The 15,368-nt window shown below is 66.9% G+C and carries 15 protein-coding genes; 12 read left to right on the top strand and 3 right to left on the bottom strand.

What is annotated here, in order from left to right:
* Positions 1–127: 127 nt before the first annotated feature.
* Both ABD747_RS25770 and ABD747_RS25765 read left to right on the top strand, forming a co-directional pair.
* Positions 128–1,120, top strand: a complete 993-nt coding sequence (locus tag ABD747_RS25770) for a serine hydrolase domain-containing protein (protein ID WP_344810021.1) — start codon at positions 128–130, stop codon at positions 1,118–1,120.
* Positions 1,121–1,660: 540 nt separating this feature from the next.
* Positions 1,661–1,891 carry a hypothetical protein gene (locus ABD747_RS25765; protein ID WP_344810020.1) on the top strand — a complete coding sequence of 77 codons (231 nt, stop codon included), beginning with the start codon at positions 1,661–1,663 and terminating at the stop codon, positions 1,889–1,891.
* Between the two features lie 1,027 nt (positions 1,892–2,918).
* Here ABD747_RS25765 and treS read toward each other — a convergent pair.
* Positions 2,919–5,003, bottom strand: coding sequence for a maltose alpha-D-glucosyltransferase (gene treS, locus ABD747_RS25760; RefSeq protein WP_344810019.1), 2,085 nt, complete (start codon positions 5,001–5,003; stop codon positions 2,919–2,921).
* A 942-nt stretch (positions 5,004–5,945) separates the two neighbouring features.
* Here treS and ABD747_RS25755 point away from each other — a divergent pair.
* The 6 genes from ABD747_RS25755 to ABD747_RS25730 all read left to right on the top strand — a co-directional run bounded on the left by ABD747_RS25755 (position 5,946) and on the right by ABD747_RS25730 (position 9,707).
* Positions 5,946–6,248, top strand: a complete 303-nt coding sequence (locus ABD747_RS25755) for a hypothetical protein (protein ID WP_344810018.1) — start codon at positions 5,946–5,948, stop codon at positions 6,246–6,248.
* Positions 6,245–6,859, top strand: coding sequence for a hypothetical protein (locus tag ABD747_RS25750; RefSeq protein WP_344810017.1), 615 nt, complete (start codon positions 6,245–6,247; stop codon positions 6,857–6,859). The genes ABD747_RS25755 and ABD747_RS25750 overlap by 4 nt, the downstream gene beginning before the upstream one ends.
* A 69-nt stretch (positions 6,860–6,928) precedes the next feature.
* On the top strand, positions 6,929–7,429 hold the full coding sequence (locus tag ABD747_RS25745; protein WP_344810016.1) for a MerR family transcriptional regulator: 501 nt from the start codon (positions 6,929–6,931) through the stop codon (positions 7,427–7,429).
* Complete coding sequence (locus ABD747_RS25740; RefSeq protein ID WP_344810015.1) at positions 7,426–8,442, top strand: aldo/keto reductase; 1,017 nt, start codon at positions 7,426–7,428, stop codon at positions 8,440–8,442. Before ABD747_RS25745 ends, ABD747_RS25740 begins: the two co-directional genes overlap by 4 nt.
* 183 nt (positions 8,443–8,625) lie before the next feature.
* Positions 8,626–9,126 carry a DUF998 domain-containing protein gene (locus tag ABD747_RS25735; protein WP_344810014.1) on the top strand — a complete coding sequence of 167 codons (501 nt, stop codon included), beginning with the start codon at positions 8,626–8,628 and terminating at the stop codon, positions 9,124–9,126.
* A 92-nt stretch (positions 9,127–9,218) separates the two neighbouring features.
* Complete coding sequence (locus ABD747_RS25730) at positions 9,219–9,707, top strand: RidA family protein (protein ID WP_344810013.1); 489 nt, start codon at positions 9,219–9,221, stop codon at positions 9,705–9,707.
* Between the two features lie 663 nt (positions 9,708–10,370).
* Here ABD747_RS25730 and ABD747_RS25725 read toward each other — a convergent pair.
* Both ABD747_RS25725 and ABD747_RS25720 read right to left on the bottom strand, forming a co-directional pair.
* A complete protein-coding gene (locus ABD747_RS25725; RefSeq protein WP_344810012.1) occupies positions 10,371–10,583 on the bottom strand; it encodes a hypothetical protein in 213 nt (70 codons plus the stop codon).
* The gene (locus tag ABD747_RS25720; RefSeq protein WP_344810011.1) at positions 10,580–12,016 is read right to left on the bottom strand and encodes a glycosyltransferase family 2 protein; all 1,437 of its coding nucleotides are present in this window, start codon (positions 12,014–12,016) and stop codon (positions 10,580–10,582) included. The genes ABD747_RS25725 and ABD747_RS25720 overlap by 4 nt, the downstream gene beginning before the upstream one ends.
* Before the next feature lie 71 nt (positions 12,017–12,087).
* On the opposite strand from ABD747_RS25720, the gene ABD747_RS25715 reads away from it, so the two are divergent.
* The 4 genes from ABD747_RS25715 to ABD747_RS25700 all read left to right on the top strand — a co-directional run bounded on the left by ABD747_RS25715 (position 12,088) and on the right by ABD747_RS25700 (position 15,324).
* Positions 12,088–13,287 carry a phosphotransferase gene (locus ABD747_RS25715; protein ID WP_344810010.1) on the top strand — a complete coding sequence of 400 codons (1,200 nt, stop codon included), beginning with the start codon at positions 12,088–12,090 and terminating at the stop codon, positions 13,285–13,287.
* 484 nt (positions 13,288–13,771) lie between these two features.
* On the top strand, positions 13,772–14,140 hold the full coding sequence (locus tag ABD747_RS25710; RefSeq protein WP_344810120.1) for an ArsR/SmtB family transcription factor: 369 nt from the start codon (positions 13,772–13,774) through the stop codon (positions 14,138–14,140).
* A 22-nt stretch (positions 14,141–14,162) separates the two neighbouring features.
* Entirely contained in the window at positions 14,163–14,609 is a 447-nt protein-coding gene (locus tag ABD747_RS25705) for an SRPBCC domain-containing protein (protein ID WP_344810009.1), read from the top strand.
* 376 nt (positions 14,610–14,985) lie between these two features.
* On the top strand, positions 14,986–15,324 hold the full coding sequence (locus ABD747_RS25700; protein WP_344810008.1) for a DDE-type integrase/transposase/recombinase: 339 nt from the start codon (positions 14,986–14,988) through the stop codon (positions 15,322–15,324).
* The last annotated feature ends 44 nt before the right edge of the window (positions 15,325–15,368 follow it).

The raw sequence follows: 15,368 nt of genomic DNA, 5'->3' as shown, positions 1-15,368 counted from the left end.
GCGCGGACCAGCAGTAGATCCGGCTGGCACAATAATGCGACCAGACGCCACCGGTTTCGTCTGACTCGACTGAGAGGTACTCCATGTCGTATGCGGTCAACATCGGCACCGCCCGTTGGCTGAGCTGATGGACCTCGGCGGCCTTCGCACGGTCCTCCGCGGGTCGGCCTTCACCGGTGTCGTGGTGCTCCGCCACGCCGGCGCGGTCGTTTTCAGCGAGGCGTACGGACACGCGACCGCACGCTGGCAGATTCCTAACACTGTCGACACCCGCTTCGACACGGCGTCGATTACCAAGCTGTTCACCAGCGTGGCCGTCCTTCAGCAGGTTGGTGCTGGCCGCCTCGACCTGGACGCCTCGATCCACCGTTACGTCGACCTGTCGGGAACGACGATCTCCGATGCCGTCACTCTGCGGCATCTCCTCACCCATACCAGCGGGATCGCCGACGACGCCGATGAGGACGCGGGCGAGATCTATGCCGACCTGTTCGTGGACACACCGTGTTACGCGATCATGGAGACCGTCGACTTCCTGCCGCAATTCGCCCACAAACCGGCACTAGCGGCGCCCGGGGTCCAAGCCCGGTACTGCAACGTGAGTTACGTGCTGGCCGGGTTGGCGCTCGAACGGGTCGCTGGGGAGTCCTACCGGACGTATGTGACCAGAGAGGTCTTCGAGCGGGCGGGCATGACGGGGGCCGGGTTCTTCGACCGTCGAGACCCCGTGCCGGGAGTGGCCGAAGGCTGGGACCTGGTCGACGGGGCGTGGCGCGCAAACATCTTCAGCTATCCGCCGATCGGCTCGCCGGACGGCGGAGCGCATGCGTCTGCTCAGGACTTGTTCATCTTTCTCGACGCAGTGCGGGCTGGACAGTTGCTGACACCCGAGCTGACGGAGCAGTTCCTGACTCCACAGGTCGCTCGAGACGAGCAGGTCCGTTTCGGCTTCGGTTTGGAGTTCCGACGATCGACGCTCTACAAGGAAGGGAGCAATGCCGGGGTCAGCGCCCTGCTCGCCCGGTATGGCAACGCTGACGTCGATGCGGTCGTGCTTTCCAACACTGCCGGCGCAGCCTGGCCGGTCACTGCGGAACTGAACCGACGCTTCGACTCCTGAGCCCCTACGCAGTCCCGAACGAGAGGTTCGAGAACACGGCGTCCGTGCCGCACGTCGGTCGCCCCGCCCTCGCCGCCCGCCGATCCGGAAACACCCTCGTCACCAAACTCGGCCGGCTCGCACGGTCCCTCCCAGACGCCCACGACATCCTCACCGAACTCTCACCGCCAAGAACGTCCCACAGCCTCAGCGGATCCATCCACGACCCCACCGGCCAGATCGGCCGGCGGCACCAATCAGCAGGCGCGACCCTCGCCGGCTCCCCCGAGGCAGCGGGTCGCCTCACCGGGCATGGACGTGAGCCGCTCGCGAATGGGCCGCGTCATCAGTGAGCCCTGAAAGCGTCTTCACCATCGCAGAGACCGAAGGGCTCGACCATGGAGAGGGGATCACGTGCCATCGAGCACACCTACCTGCGACGGGGACGACGTCTGCGCGGCCGATGGATCGTCAGTTGCCGAGCTGAGGTCCGAGACGCCGCCCGGCCCGGTCGCGGTGATCATGGACTTTCTTGCCATGACCGTCGATGACTATGAACGGATGACCAAGCAGCTGGAGCTCGGCGGAGGTCCGCGCCTTTCGCGACGCCTGTACCACTGGATGCGGGCCTATCCCGATGGCGTGCGCGTGATCGAGATCTGGCCGGACATCCGTCCCTTCGTTCGGTTCCTCGACAGGGCCGTCCGGCCTGTCGTGTCCAGTCTCCGGCTGTCCGAACCGAAAGTGAGCTTCCACCCCGTTCCGAACTATCTCACCGACGACGGCGTCTGAGGGACGAGACAGGCGTGAGCTCGGACTGGGTCGCAGGACGGGCCGCAGCCGTCGTCTGTCTCGAAAATCTCGACCGGCGCGGGCGATGGGTCGCCCGCCCGCCGCTGCGCACCATCCGGACGGATCTGGGGAGGCTGCCGACCTCAGGGTTCCCGAGCTCACCGGGCACGATCAACCAGTGATGGCTCAGCTGGCCGTACGGCTCCGAATCCAGGGTGACGCAGCCGCACGAACGTCGCTCCTGGGGTCAACCTCCGCCCCCGAGTGCTTGGCGGGCGGAGCAGCGGGTAATGAGACCGTGCGAGGAATTGGGGAGGCTCGCACACCTGTCCCAGCGCGAAGGAGCCAGCATGAATCGGGGAATCATCGGAGTAATCATCGGCGTGCTGATCATCATCATCTTGGTGATCGTGATTCTCCGGCTGACCTGAGCGCCAGCAGCGACCCTGGACCGAGACGTCTCCAGTCCACTGCCCGGCTGTGATGCAAGCCGCCGCCCGAGAGGTCGTGTTCGCGAACGACCAGGAACAGCTTGTCGCGCGGATCCAGGACGTACTCGGGGTGAAGTAGTGGGGTTCGTGTAGGCGCTGGAGCAGTTCGCGGTGCGACGGACCAGTTTCGAGATTCGTCTCGCAAAGAGCGATTCGAGCCTGCTGCGCCATGGCGGGCTGAGCATGGGGGCCATGGCGCAGCTGGGCCCGAGCCACCGTCAGCGGTCCCCGGTGAGCGGCGTCGCAACGCCGCATCTGACGGCCGATCCCCCCGTTCGACGCGATCGTCGCGGATCGCGCAAACCGGCACGGCGCCGCTGAATCGGCGGTCGCCGGCCGGTGTCGGCGACCGCCCAAGGCAAGGGTGAGTGAAATCGGCAGGCACCTGGGCAGATCGCAGCGGAGCCGGCCAGGGGGATGGACGGGATCGTCGATCTTGATCGGCTTGACTGTTGATCGGTGCGGGATGCGTGCTGCCACCCCGCAGGTTTGATGATGCGCGGTGGCGATTGAGCTTGGCTGACCAGAAGCTCGTGTCAGTGGACTCGGGTGTTCGTCGGATCCGTGACCAGCAGCGAGACTCCGGCATGCGGCTTCAGACGGACGTGAATGGTTCGGTCCGTTCCGACCTGGCCGATCAGTTGGCCGGTCCGTAGGTTGATCACTGCGGCACCGACGTCGAAGTGCTCGGATCGGGCCGCGCCGGAGATCGGTCGCCCCGAGAAGTTGAGGGCGGTTGCCTGGGTGCGCCCATCGGGAAGCCGATGGATCATGACGAGCAGGGCGGGTTCGGAGACTTCGGGCACTGCCAATTGTTGGCCGACAGCGATACCGCAGTGGTGCCGGACGGCAAGGATGGAACGCAGCCGGGACGCGAACGACGTCGGGTCGGCGAGCTGCCGCGGAAGCGGGCCGTAGAGGCTGACGCCGCGCGGCATGCCGGATGCCGATTTTGCTGCTGCCGGCTCGTAGTCCATCAGGTCATACGCGGCGCGATGGATCCATCGGTTGTCTCCGCCTGAAAGGATCTCGGGGATCAGCCCGGGATCGACCGTGAGCGCGCCGGACAGGTCCCAGCCTGAGAGGGCGAACACTCCCGGCTGCCAGGCGTTGAACATGGCGAGCAGCAGGTGTGCCCGAGTGATGGACTCGACCTGCTGCGGTGAGAGCTCGGCGAGGTCGGGATACCCGAGGGCTGCGGCGCAGATCGTCGTCAGAGTGGAGGAGATCCCGTTAGTGGTGAACGTCTTGTTGTACGGCGCGGCCGGGCCGGTGAGTCCGTCGATGAGTTCGGATCGGATCAGCCGCGCTAGCTCATTGCCACTGCGGTCGATCCCGCGGAAGCGGAAATGGTCGGTGCTGTGCGTTGCGGCGAAGTGGGTCAACTCGTAGGTCATCTCGTCGTGGTTCTGCAGGGCGTGCACCAGACCGATCGGCTGGACGTCCTGCTCGAGCGCTGCGTTCAGCGTGAGGCGCAGAAACTCGGTGTCGCCCGTCGTCAGGGCGTGAACGTATGAAGGGCGATTGACGAAGTCGTAGGACAGATCGGCTCCGTGCTCGGCGGTCCTCTTGATGTCCTCGATGGCCAGGTTGAGCTCCTGGAAGGTGAAGCCACCCATCTTCCGCACCATGCTGGCGATGAGCTGATTCACTGCGTCCGACAATGGATGGCCTTCCGACCAGGCCGGCTCGCCGGACCCGTTGGCCGGCTCGAGGCCTAGGAAACCATTGGCGTCGAGCCGCAACGCGCCAGCTCCGAGATGCTGGAGGGAGTGCAACGCGTCGCCGACCACGAGGCGCATGCCGGAGAAGGTCGGATCCAACCAGTTGATCGACGGCTGACCAGCCTTGAAGTAGTGCAGATAGACCCAGCGGCGCTGCTCACCATCGGCGCCGGTCACGGGGCCCGTGACGCTCCAGTTGGTGTCCTTGGTTCCCGGATCGTGGAAGATCACCCGCTGCAGTGGACCGACGATGTAGCCGGCCTGCTCGAGCCGGTACTCGGTGTCGACGCCGAGATTGACCGAGTCTTGGCCGGCCGGGACATCGGGTAGTAGTCCCCAGTCCTCGGGAGGGATCTCCACCATGTGGTAGATCCCCGGATAGTCGCCGACATTCATTTCGGCCAGGCGGAAGTCGGAGCCCTTGCCGGTGTGGCCGGGCACGATGTCGTCGATCACGATGCCACCGTGCGCTGCGGCCACGTCGCAGAGTCGCCGGAACTCCTGCTCCGAGCCGAAGGTTTCGTCGATGCCGATGCTAATTCGATCGAACTGGCCGTCGACGCTAGGCGTGGCATTCCATCCCGAGATTCCGCCGGCCTGTTTCACCGGACCGGTGTGGACCGCGGCGATTCCCAGGGACTCGAAAGCCGCCCACAGTGCGTCGTCGCTCAAGGTGGCCAGGAAGGATTCTGTCGGCTTGGTGATCATGGACGCCGGATAGGCTGTGAACCAGACGGGGGCCCTCTCGATGGCGCCTCTGGGGTCGGGGTTGCCGAACGGATTCTGCATCATCCCACCGACGGCGGAGAGGCTCCCGGCGGCTGAGCTGGCGGCACTGAGCATTGATTTCCGAAGCAGCCAATCGACGTACCCCTGCCGCACCTCGCCCCTGCTCACGCCTGCCTCCCCGAGCCTCGTGCTCCCGTACGCGGATGTCCGGAAGCGCCTCTCGAACCTACAGGCATCGTGCCCCAGGTGCGCGGATCGCGGGCACTCACAGCCTGTTCTGGGCGTCAAGCGGCCATCGTCTCCAAGCTGGGTCTTCGGGCTGCGCTTGTCCTTGTGGTCGCGCTTGCCGGATGTTGCTTTCCCGGAGCTCGAGCTCAACGTCCGCCGACTTTGATCGCTGCCGCTGTTGCCGCTCGCATCGGATTGCCCGATGCCGAGCTGCTCGACGCGCCGACCCTGGGCTCGAGGCCCGGCGCGTCGACACCATTTCGGTGCCTGCGACGCAGGTCCCGGCGGTCTCCTGGTTCGGGGACCCTGCGACCCTCGCGGGGGGTGAAGTTCCGTGGCGGTCCCGATCGCCGGCGTCGCGTACAACGCCTGGGGGCCTCTCAACGGCGGTACCGCGCTGGTCGTCGTCGAGGCCCGTGGACCATCCCGACTCAGCCGGCTGTGGTCTGCGTTGAGCCGGGTTGTGTCCCGGAACCGACCGGACCGGTGACACCGGCGGAACGGAGGCATCGGTGCGGGTCCCGACCGCCTACGAGTGAAGTCGTCCGCCTAGCACTCGTGGCACTCAGTTCTCGCCGAGGATCTGGCCTCGCGGTGCAGATGTTCGAGGTTGCTGGCTGAAGGCCGGTCCGGGCCGCAGTCCTCGGCAAGGCCGATGCCAGTACTACCGTTGCCGTGCCCGGCGACGACCGCGGCAGCTCCGGGGAGCGGCCCAACCGTGCCGTTGAACCACAGCTCACGGCAACCGAGGGCGAGACGCCCGCTTGCGACCCGCGCCGGCGCCGGAGCCGACTATTGCTGTCAGTGCCCGCAGCATCGGCGGGCACCGACTTGTCGGGCCGGTGTCGTGATACCGGGTCGAGTGAGAGAAGATCCCCCCGTATGCCCCTCAGCGTGATCGCGGGAACCTTTCATTTGATCGGCGCCTCTCCCGACGGTGACAGCATCCGGTTCATTCCCGACGACCCCGACGCCTGGCAGAAGGCAGGCATTGCGGCGAAACCCAACGCGCAGGGCGCGGTCCAGCTTCGTCTCGATGCGATCGACGCGCTGAAAACCCACTACACCACCCCGCCGCACGCCGCACACCAGTGGCGCCAACCCGCAGAGTGGGGCGACGGTGCCCCGCCCAGCTCCTCACCCTGCTCGGCTTCAAGAGCGTCATCCGCGACGACCGGGGAGTGATCACCGCGGCACAGCCGGAGACCCGGCCGGGCTACATCCTCACGCGATTCGCCGACGTCTACGGCCGGGCGGTTTCCGTGGTCTACGCCGGCAAGCGGGTGGACGCGTCTCCGCCGACTGGACCGCTCACATCGACGTCGCCGAGCTGGAACGCTCAGTCAACTTCGCGCTGCTGGCCGACGGCTGGGGTCTACCCGACCTTCTACAGCAAGCTGTATTACGACTTCCGCGAAGCGCTGGCCGAGGCGACCGTGGACGCCCGGAAGCGGCGACCCGGGATCTGGGCCGAGGACTCCACCCTCAGCGGATTCGCCCTGACCAAGGGCAGTCAAGTCACCGACGACCTGGTGATCTTGCCGAAGCTGTTCCGCCGGCTCGCCGAGTACCTGACCGACAGCAACGGTGCGGTCTCCCTGTCCGGGTTCAAACCGTTCCTCGCCGCCCACGGCGACGACAGCTTGTACACGGTCCCGACCGGCCAGCACACCACCATCGACACCCTGATCGACATCGCCCGGCGAACCATCAAGCTCACCATCCCGCCCGAACAGATCGTCTTCATCGAAGCCCGACCGCGGCCGGCCGCCAAGCCCGAGCTCGACAGCCCCTGATCGTCTGCAACGATCCCGCCTTCCGACCCTCTTGACCTGGAGTCCACTCCAGATTGCAGAGTGGGCCACATGTCTCAGTTCAGTTCGACCACGCCCGGCCTATCGATCGGCGAGGTCGCCGCCCGAACCGGCATCCCGATCGAGACGCTCCGCTTCTACGATCGCAGCGGTCTACTCGGTGAGTTGCCTCGAACGGGAGGCGGCCACCGGGTGTTCGACGAGACGTCTCTCGGTCTGCTGGACGTCGTGGTCCGACTGCGTCGCACCGGAATGCCAGTCGAGGACGTGCGCGCCTTCGTAGAACGGGTGCGCGCAGACCGCGACCGCGCCGGCCGAATCGAACTGCTCAGGCGCCACCAGGCTCGGGTCCGCGCCCAGCTCGAGCAGCTGACCGCCGACCTCGCGGTGATCGATTGGAAGATCGCCGCCTACACCGCGAACGAGGCCGGTCGACCGGCCCCGATGCCACCGCCCCGATGGCCGGGCCCCGGTCCAGACCTGAGTTGGACTGACGACTTCGCTCTCGCCGACGAGCACCATCCACCGACCGAAGAAGGATCACGACCATGAGCACTGCGACGTTCGTCCCCGTTCACCCGCTCGGTTCCCATGGACCAGATGTCTCGGCTCTCGGGGTTGGCACCTGGGCCCTGGGGGGCCCGTGGACATTCAACGGGCGCGACGCGGGATGGGGCGCCGTCGACGACGATGTCAGCATCGCCGCCCTGCACGCGGCGATCGACCACGGCGTACGGGTGATCGACACGGCCGGCTCGTACGGGGCGGGGCACTCCGAGCAGGTGATCGGACGTGCCCTTCGCCAGCTTCCGTCGTCGGTCCGCGACCAGATCGTGGTGAGCACCAAGTTCGGGTTGGTCTTCGACGAGACGACCCGACGCGGTGGCGGTGAGGACGTGTCGTCGGCCGCCATCCGACGACAAAGTGCCGACAGTCTGCGACGGCTGGGCACCCGGGCGATCGACGTGCTGCAGCTGCACGGTGGTGCCCGCGACGGAACGCACGCCGAGGAGATCGTTACCACCTTGGAGAAGCTCGTCACCGACGGCACGATCCGCTGGTTCGGGACGGCGCAGGACGACGCGGCGGTGATCGATGTGTTCGCTCGGTCAGCGCACTGCCTGACGGTGCAGACCCAGGTCAACGTGTTCGGCTGGTCGTCAGCGGTTCTGGACCTCGCGCAGTCACACGGCCTGTCGGTTCTAGCCAGGTCGCCGCTGGCCATGGGTCTGCTCAGCGGCCGCTACACCACCGACCGCCGTCCGGCGGCCGGCGACGTCCGGCTCGACACCCCGTACTGGGACTACTTCGACGAGGGCACGATGGACCAGTGGCTGTCCCGGCTCGCCGCTGTCCGAGAGCTGCTGACCGCCGACGGTCGCACCCTGATCCAGGGCGCCTTGGGCTATCTATGGAGCGTGAACCCGGCGATCATCCCGCTTCCCGGCATCCGCACCGTCGCCCAGGCAGAGGAAAACGCGACCACCCTGGCGCTCGGCCCATTGCCTCCCGACGTGGCCGCGGAGGTCACCACGCTCCTTGCCGACTCTCCCGAACGGCGATGACCCCGAGGCTCCTCTTGGCGCATCGGTCGGTTTCCGGCGACGGACCGCCGCCACTCTAGGTCACCGGCAGCGCCTCTGATGCTCCGCAGAGCGGACGACCGTCGCGTGCATCCCGTACGACAGACGCCACTGCGTCGGCGCGGTTGAGGAGCGGCTGGCGCCCTAGCTAGCTGCCGAAGGATCATGCTGGAGCCGGTGGGCAAGTCCGGTGTTGTTTCCAGGTCTTCTCGGCGCCTGTGTCGAGCCGGCGCGACCGCGGGCATGGTCGGAGCAGCGCTGTTCGTCGCGGCGTTCTTGGTTCAAGGGTGGCTGCGTCCCGGCTATTCGTCCTCCGGCCCGTTCGTCACCGATCCGTCGACGGTGTTCGACCAGCACAGCGTCCACGGCATCGTTCACGGACTGTTCGGGGCACTGGTGTTCTCGCTGGCCCCGGCGAGCTGCCTGGTCATGTATCGACGCTTTCGACGCGACCTGTTCTGGCGCGGCCTCGCCGCCCTCACTCTGGCTGTCGGTGTCGGCTTGATCGTGGGAGTCATCGTCCTCAAGCTCGCCGAGCATCCGACCAGTGCGCTGTTCGCCTGGAAAGGGCTGATACAACGCGCCATCCTGATCAGTTTCTTGGGCTGGGTGTTCACTGTGGCCGCGATGCTACGACGCGCCTGCCCCAGTTCAGCGTTCTCGTAGGACGCTCGATCGACGGTCATCTCGGGGCTGTCCCAAGCTCCGCCGCGGGGGCGTCGCCAGGCCAATCCGCCGACCAGTGGAAGGATGCAGTCGTGACGGTCGAGGAGCGGCTTGCCCATCTGGGTCTGGTGCTGCCGGCGGCACCGGCAATGCCGCCCGGGGTTCGGATCTCATTTTCCTGGGTCCGCGTGGTCGGAGCGCGGGTGATCGTGTCGGGCCACGGGGCACAGGCACCCGACGGCTCCCCGCAGGGACCATTCGGCCGAGTGCCGGACGTGGTGTCGCTGGAGCAAGCTCAAGTTTCGGCCCGGGCCGCCGCCTTGTCGGTGATCTCCAGTGTGCAGCGGGCGATCGGTGATCTCGATCGGATCGAAGCCTGGTTGAGCGTCAGCGGGTTCGTCAACACCGTACCCGGCTACCCGCAAACAACCGCAGTGCTCAACGCCTTCTCCGAGGTAGTCCACGACGTCTTCGGCGACACGGTCGGAGCGCACGCACGCACAGCGATCGGAGTGTCCGCGCTGCCGCTCGACCTCCCTGTCGTCGTGGCGGCCGAACTCGAAGTTGCTGCCGTCGGCTGACTACTCATCGGCCGAACCACGAACAATCCTGAGACTGGTCTCGTTGACAGGGGCAAGCGTTCTGGGCTCGTGTGGCACCGGTCCCATCGACCGCCCTCCGTTGCGGGAGGCGTGAGGTTCCAGATGCGGTACTGAACCGGGCCGGCGACACACCGAGTCAGGGGTGAGTGCGCGTCGTGGTCGCGCCGACCAGTAGTGGAGCCGGCTGACACGATCATTCCGACCGGATGGCAGAGGTTCGTCTGACTCGACGGGAGTCAACTTCAGGTCGCAGCGGTCAGTATCGTCGACCGACCCCGCGCTGGGGCCAAGGTCCTCGACGTCGTCGAGGACCTATCTGGCACCGCCTCAGAAAGCGGCTGTTGTCGGTGTGGACGCGAAGAGCCAGGTGCAGGCCTCGGAACCGATCCAGAGGAAGCTGCCGATGCCTCTGTTCGGGATCTGACGATCAAGATCCGGGCCTTCATCACCGGCTGGAATACCGGCGTGCACCGTTCATATGGGCGAACCACCCGATGAGATCCTCGACAAGAGCGACCGCAAACGGAAGCTTGTCTCAACGACGAGCCACTAGCCGAGATGGCACGACGGCCGGACACTACGCGCGTTCCGCACGAGGGTTCCTCAGTGGTCACCCGATCCGGTCCGTGCTGAGCAGCGGGATCACGGGGTATACGGCTCGTCCGGATGAATGCTCCGGGTCTCCTTGCGGCGGCCGCGGCCGCCCATCCAGTCACTGACGTAGACCTTGGGCAGCATCTTCGCGATGGCCAGGGCGACGTACATGATCGTGTTGATGGCGACGAACGCCCCGAGGAACTGGAAGGCGGGTGTACTGAGGAACTCCTCGGGGAGCACGATGCCCATCGGGGTCATCGGCTGTCGCCCGACTTCGATGCGGGATTCTGGACGACGTTCACCCAACCAGCCTTCCGACGTGCGGCGATATCGAGAACGCCTTTCACGTAGACCAGATTCAGGAAGATCGCGTAGCCGAGTTCGGGAAACAAGGTGACGGCCAGCAACCGCGCCCGCCAGCCGCCGCGCCACACCGTGACCACCCGTTCGAGGACGAAGATCAGGCCAACCGCGATCCAGAACGGGAACCAGATCCAGTTGTCCATCGCGAGCAGCATCAGCAGAAGGAGCAGCAAGTACGCGGCGATCGCCACGACTCCATATCCGATCCCGAGCTGCTGGGCCCAGTAGCGGGTCACCGACGGCCGGAAACCGTAGCTGCCCAGGTTCTCGACGGCGCCGCGCTGCCAGCGCAGCCGTTGCACCCACAGCGCGCGCCAGGTCTGCATGACTTCGGTGACGACCGTGCACTGCGCCGGAGAGATCATGAGACCGCCGAGCGACTTGATCGCCAGCGTGAGCTCGTTGTCCTCGGTGAGGACCACCGTGTCGTAGATGTCCCCCGGCAGGCCGGGGATCGCTCGTCCCCGTTCTTCGGCCACCGTTCGTAGGGCCCGGGGTCGGAAGATCGACGCGGTCCCGGTGAGCACGAACACCCTGCCCCGTCGGCGGCCGATTTCCCGGGCGTACCGGGTGTACTCGTTGCGTTGGAACTGGCCGAGCATGCCGGATCCGTCCTCGCCGTAGAACAGGCCACCGACCGCCATCAACGCCCGATCGTCGGTCAGCCGGCGTACCGCGGCAGCCAGAAAGCCCTGGTCCAGCGTCGTGTCCGCGTCCATCACCATCACGGTGTCGTTGTCGCCGAGGCCCTCCAGGGCCGCCGGCAGGGCCTGGTTCAGCGCGCCCGCCTTCTTGTCGGCGTTGCCGGCGGTCTCGAAGACGTCGACTCCGGCGCTGCGGGCCAGAGCAACCGTTTCGTCGGTGCAGTTGTCCGCCACGACGACGATCCGTACTGGCTGATGGGACTGGGAACGCAACGAGGCGATGGTCTCCGTGATGCAGCCCGCTTCGTTGTGCGCGGGAATCAGCACCGTCACCGTCACCGGGCCGGCATACGCGCCGCGGGTCTCCGCCATCACTCGCTTGGGAGCCAACGGCATCTGCTCCCAGTCCTCGCTGGTCCGGGCGCGGTACGTGATACGGCGCTCGGCTAACCCGACGAGCGCAGCTACCAGCAGGGCGAACCCTGCGGCGCCGAGAACGACACCCGCTGGTGGCACCGACGTCGAATAGATCGGCCGCCAGAAGCCGAACACGATCGCCGTCGACGGCGTCTCCCAGCCGACGGGATCCTGCATGACGACGAGCGCCGCCAGGCCCACCACAGTGGCCCCGAGCAGCGCCAGGCCTACCAGGGCCACCCCAACGAAGCGTTCGAACTTTCCCATCTCAGGCGATCCGTTTCACTCGGCAACCGACCGAACTCGCCCCGAGTGTCTGACCGGCACTCAATCTAGCCGTGCCGCTCGTCCCTGCCGAGACCAGATGCCAGCGCGCCATTCACCGCTGGGCTCCCGCCGGGGTGGCCCGTAGCGCCAGCGTTTGCGAGAGCACCACCGACGAACCCGAGAAGACCATCCGCAAGGGGGTCGCCTACGGCGACAGCGGCGTCCGCTGGACCGGCGGTTTCTGGCCACTGGTTCCAGCGGGACTTGGACACCTGCTGACAGACTTGCGCAATGTCGTCCTTGGAGCAGCGCTTTCCCGACCGGCGACCTCGGATCCTGTCTCACGCGACCGCTTCGACCGCATGATCACGAGCAACACCGACAGCACCGCGGACCTGATCCAGGATCTTCTGCGCGAGCAGCACCCGGACCTGGCTGAGCTGCCTATCCGTGAGGTCGACGGCGGTTGGGGCAACCAGATGTGGCGCCTTGGCGATGATCTGGCGGTGCGGATCCAGCGGATGGACACCGACCCTGCTCAACTGCTCAAAGAAGGACGCTGGCTACCACTACTCGCCCCGTGCCTGCCCCTGCCGATCCCTGTTCCGGTCCGGTATGGGACACCGTCGCCGCGCTGCCCCAAGTGGTGGACCGTGGTCACCTGGGTGCCGGGCCTGCCGCTCGACCACGCCTCGATCACACGCGGCGAGGATGCGGCGGACACCCTGGCCACGTTTCTGAAGGCCCTGCACGTGGTCGCCCCTGCCGATGGACCCGTCGACACCACCGGCCACGGCGCTCACCCGAGAGACTCCAGGGGCGGGTTCGCCCACTTCCTCGCATCGTTGGACACCGACACCATCGGGGCCAACGCAGCCGACATTCGAGCCGTCTGGGACGACGCCGCTGCGGCACCCGCATGGCATGGCCCGCCGGTATGGGTGCACGGTGACCTGCATCCCGCGAACGTCGTCACCGCCAACGGAACGCTGGCAGGCGTCATCGACTTCGGAGCCCTGTTCATCGGCGACCCGGCGGCAGACCTGGCAGCCGCATGGGTCGTGCTGCCGGAAGGCGCGGCCGCACGCTTCCTCACCAGCTACCCCGACCTTGACGAAGCAACGTTCCGACGCGCACGAGGGCACGCCGTGCTGAAGAGTCTCTTCCTGCTGCTGATGGGCCAAAATGGGGACCGCGGACTCCCTGGCGGAAAACCGGCCTGGGGTCCAGCCGGCCGGGCCGCGCTTCATCGAGTCCTCGACGCTTGCTAGCCGGGCGCGCTTCGTAGCTGGGGTTGGTCACGATGATTCACCCAGACGATTTGCTGGAGAGTCCCGTCGCACCATCGGCCGGCGCCAAAGTTCACCTGACGCGCACCGCCACCGGTCACGCCATCGTTCTGGGCGGAGGGTGTCGTTGACGGCAACTCGAGCGCCGGTCACGAGTCGACTGCAGCTCGCGGCTCGTCGCCGCGAGCGGGTCGACCTCGAGGCTATTTTCAGATCAGACGTCCCGATGCCCCTAGCGCGCCAGCCCCGCGATCACGCCACCGGCGCCTCTCGGCGTCGGAGTCAGTGCTCGCCAGCTCGTCGGGCGCCCTGGGGTAGGCGCGGTCATGGTGCTCCACCCCGACGCGCGTCCGGGTGCGATCCAGTCGCGTCGCCCGTCTGGGTGGACACGTCGTCACCGGGCTCATGGCACGTACCGCCCCGGACGCTTGCACCGGGAGCGACGTTGTGCTTATTGTTGAACCCGATGGTTCAGTGTACGCACCAGCAGGTCGACCTCGACGCCGCCTTCGCGGCGCTCGCGGACCCGACGCGCCGGGGCGTGCTCGAGCAGCTAGGCCGGTCGGAGGCCTCCATCACGAAGCTCGCCGACCGGTTCGGCATGACGCCGACCGGCATGAAGAAGCACATCGCCATCCTCGAGGCCGCCGGCCTCGTGACGACCGAGAAGGTCGGGCGCGTGCGCCGCTGCCGGGTCGGGGCAGACCGCCTCGAGGACGTGGCGGCATGGGTGGAGCGGTACCAGCAGTTGTGGGACGCGCGCTTCCGCGCGCTGGACGACGTCGTCGCAGCACTGAGGAACAAGGAGAACACCGGTGGACAGGACAGCACGTAGCGAGCCCGCGGCGGCGCGACCCGTGAGCGTCGAGCGGACCTCCGAGCATGAGGTCGTGGTCAGGCGCATGTTCGACGCGCCCGCGCGCCTGGTCTTCGAGGCCTGGACGACGCCCGAACTGTTCCGGCAGTGGTGGCTGCCGCAGTCGATGGCCGCGCAGTTGCGCTCGCTCGAGATGGACGCGCGCACCGGCGGCAGCTACCGCCTCGACTTCGGCGACGGCATGGCGTTCTACGGCACCTACCAGGAGGTCACGCCGCACACGCGCATCGTCTGGACGAACGAGGAGGACGGTGAGAGCGGCTCGGTCACCACTGTGATCCTCCGCGAGCAGGACGGCGTGACGCACCTCGTCCTGACCGAGGTGTTCCCGTCGAGGGCGGCGCTCGAGCAGGGCGACGGCGCGCTCGACGCTCTGCACGAGACCTTCGCCCAGCTCGACGACCTCCTCGCGCAACTGCCCGCCTAGAACGAGAGACCTGCGCGCGAAGGTGTGGGTGCTGACGCCTCACCAAGGGCCGCTCGGACGTCTCCGTGTCGCACGCTCGTCTGACGCGGTCAGCGGCATGGCGCAGTCTTGGTAGCGGTTCGCCTTGGGCGACGCGTGTCGCTGGCCAGTCGCCTGACGGCGACGACCCGTCCAGCCCAAGCTCTCGACCCTGGCGCGAGCGTCAGTTGAGGCAAACCGGGCGTGTAGTGAAGCTCAAGTGGGGGTGACCCGTTTGACGGACATCCAAGATCACAGGCGTTTGCCTCGGAAGGATGTCCATCATGGAGAGCATGGGTAGGAAGAAGCCTCGCCCGCGCCGGTCGTTCACCCGACCGCGACACCGCCGCTGAATCGGGTGCGCCGCGACTTCGCGGTCGACGCCGCTAGGGTCAACACTCGCTGGTGCGGCGACATTACCTACATCAACACCTGGGAGGGCTGGCTGTATCTGGCCACCGTGTTGGAGCTGCGGTCGCGGCGCGTGGTCGGGTTCGCGATGGCCGACCACCTGCGCACCGACCTGATCGCCGACGCGCTCGGCAACGCCGTCGCCGCCCGCGATCCCGAGCCCGGGGTGGTGTTCGACTCCGACCGCGGCTGCGAATACACCTCTCGGCAATACGCCCAGCTGGCCGCTGACTGCCAGGTCGAGCTGTCGGTGGGCCGGACCGGCCAGTCCCTCTTAATCGGCTAATAGTTGCGTTCTGCCTTGTCAGCGACACGCCGCGGACGGTGACT

Origin of the sequence: Microlunatus ginsengisoli, assembly GCF_039537205.1 — a bacterium.
GTDB classification, from domain to species: Bacteria; Actinomycetota; Actinomycetes; order Propionibacteriales; family Propionibacteriaceae; genus Microlunatus; species Microlunatus ginsengisoli.
The sequence above is the reverse complement of the archived record's forward strand: the minus strand, read 5'-3'. Positions and strand labels throughout refer to the sequence as shown.

Coding starts and splice junctions, on each gene's coding strand:
- ABD747_RS25770 (WP_344810021.1), top strand. CDS start 128: ATGGACCTCGGCGGCCTTCGCACGGTCCTCCGCGGGTCGGCCTTCACC.
- ABD747_RS25765 (WP_344810020.1), top strand. CDS start 1,661: ATGACCAAGCAGCTGGAGCTCGGCGGAGGTCCGCGCCTTTCGCGACGC.
- ABD747_RS25755 (WP_344810018.1), top strand. CDS start 5,946: ATGCCCCTCAGCGTGATCGCGGGAACCTTTCATTTGATCGGCGCCTCT.
- ABD747_RS25745 (WP_344810016.1), top strand. CDS start 6,929: ATGTCTCAGTTCAGTTCGACCACGCCCGGCCTATCGATCGGCGAGGTC.
- ABD747_RS25740 (WP_344810015.1), top strand. CDS start 7,426: ATGAGCACTGCGACGTTCGTCCCCGTTCACCCGCTCGGTTCCCATGGA.
- ABD747_RS25735 (WP_344810014.1), top strand. CDS start 8,626: ATGCTGGAGCCGGTGGGCAAGTCCGGTGTTGTTTCCAGGTCTTCTCGG.
- ABD747_RS25725 (WP_344810012.1), bottom strand. CDS start 10,583: ATGACCCCGATGGGCATCGTGCTCCCCGAGGAGTTCCTCAGTACACCC.
- ABD747_RS25720 (WP_344810011.1), bottom strand. CDS start 12,016: ATGGGAAAGTTCGAACGCTTCGTTGGGGTGGCCCTGGTAGGCCTGGCG.
- ABD747_RS25710 (WP_344810120.1), top strand. CDS start 13,772: ATGGTTCAGTGTACGCACCAGCAGGTCGACCTCGACGCCGCCTTCGCG.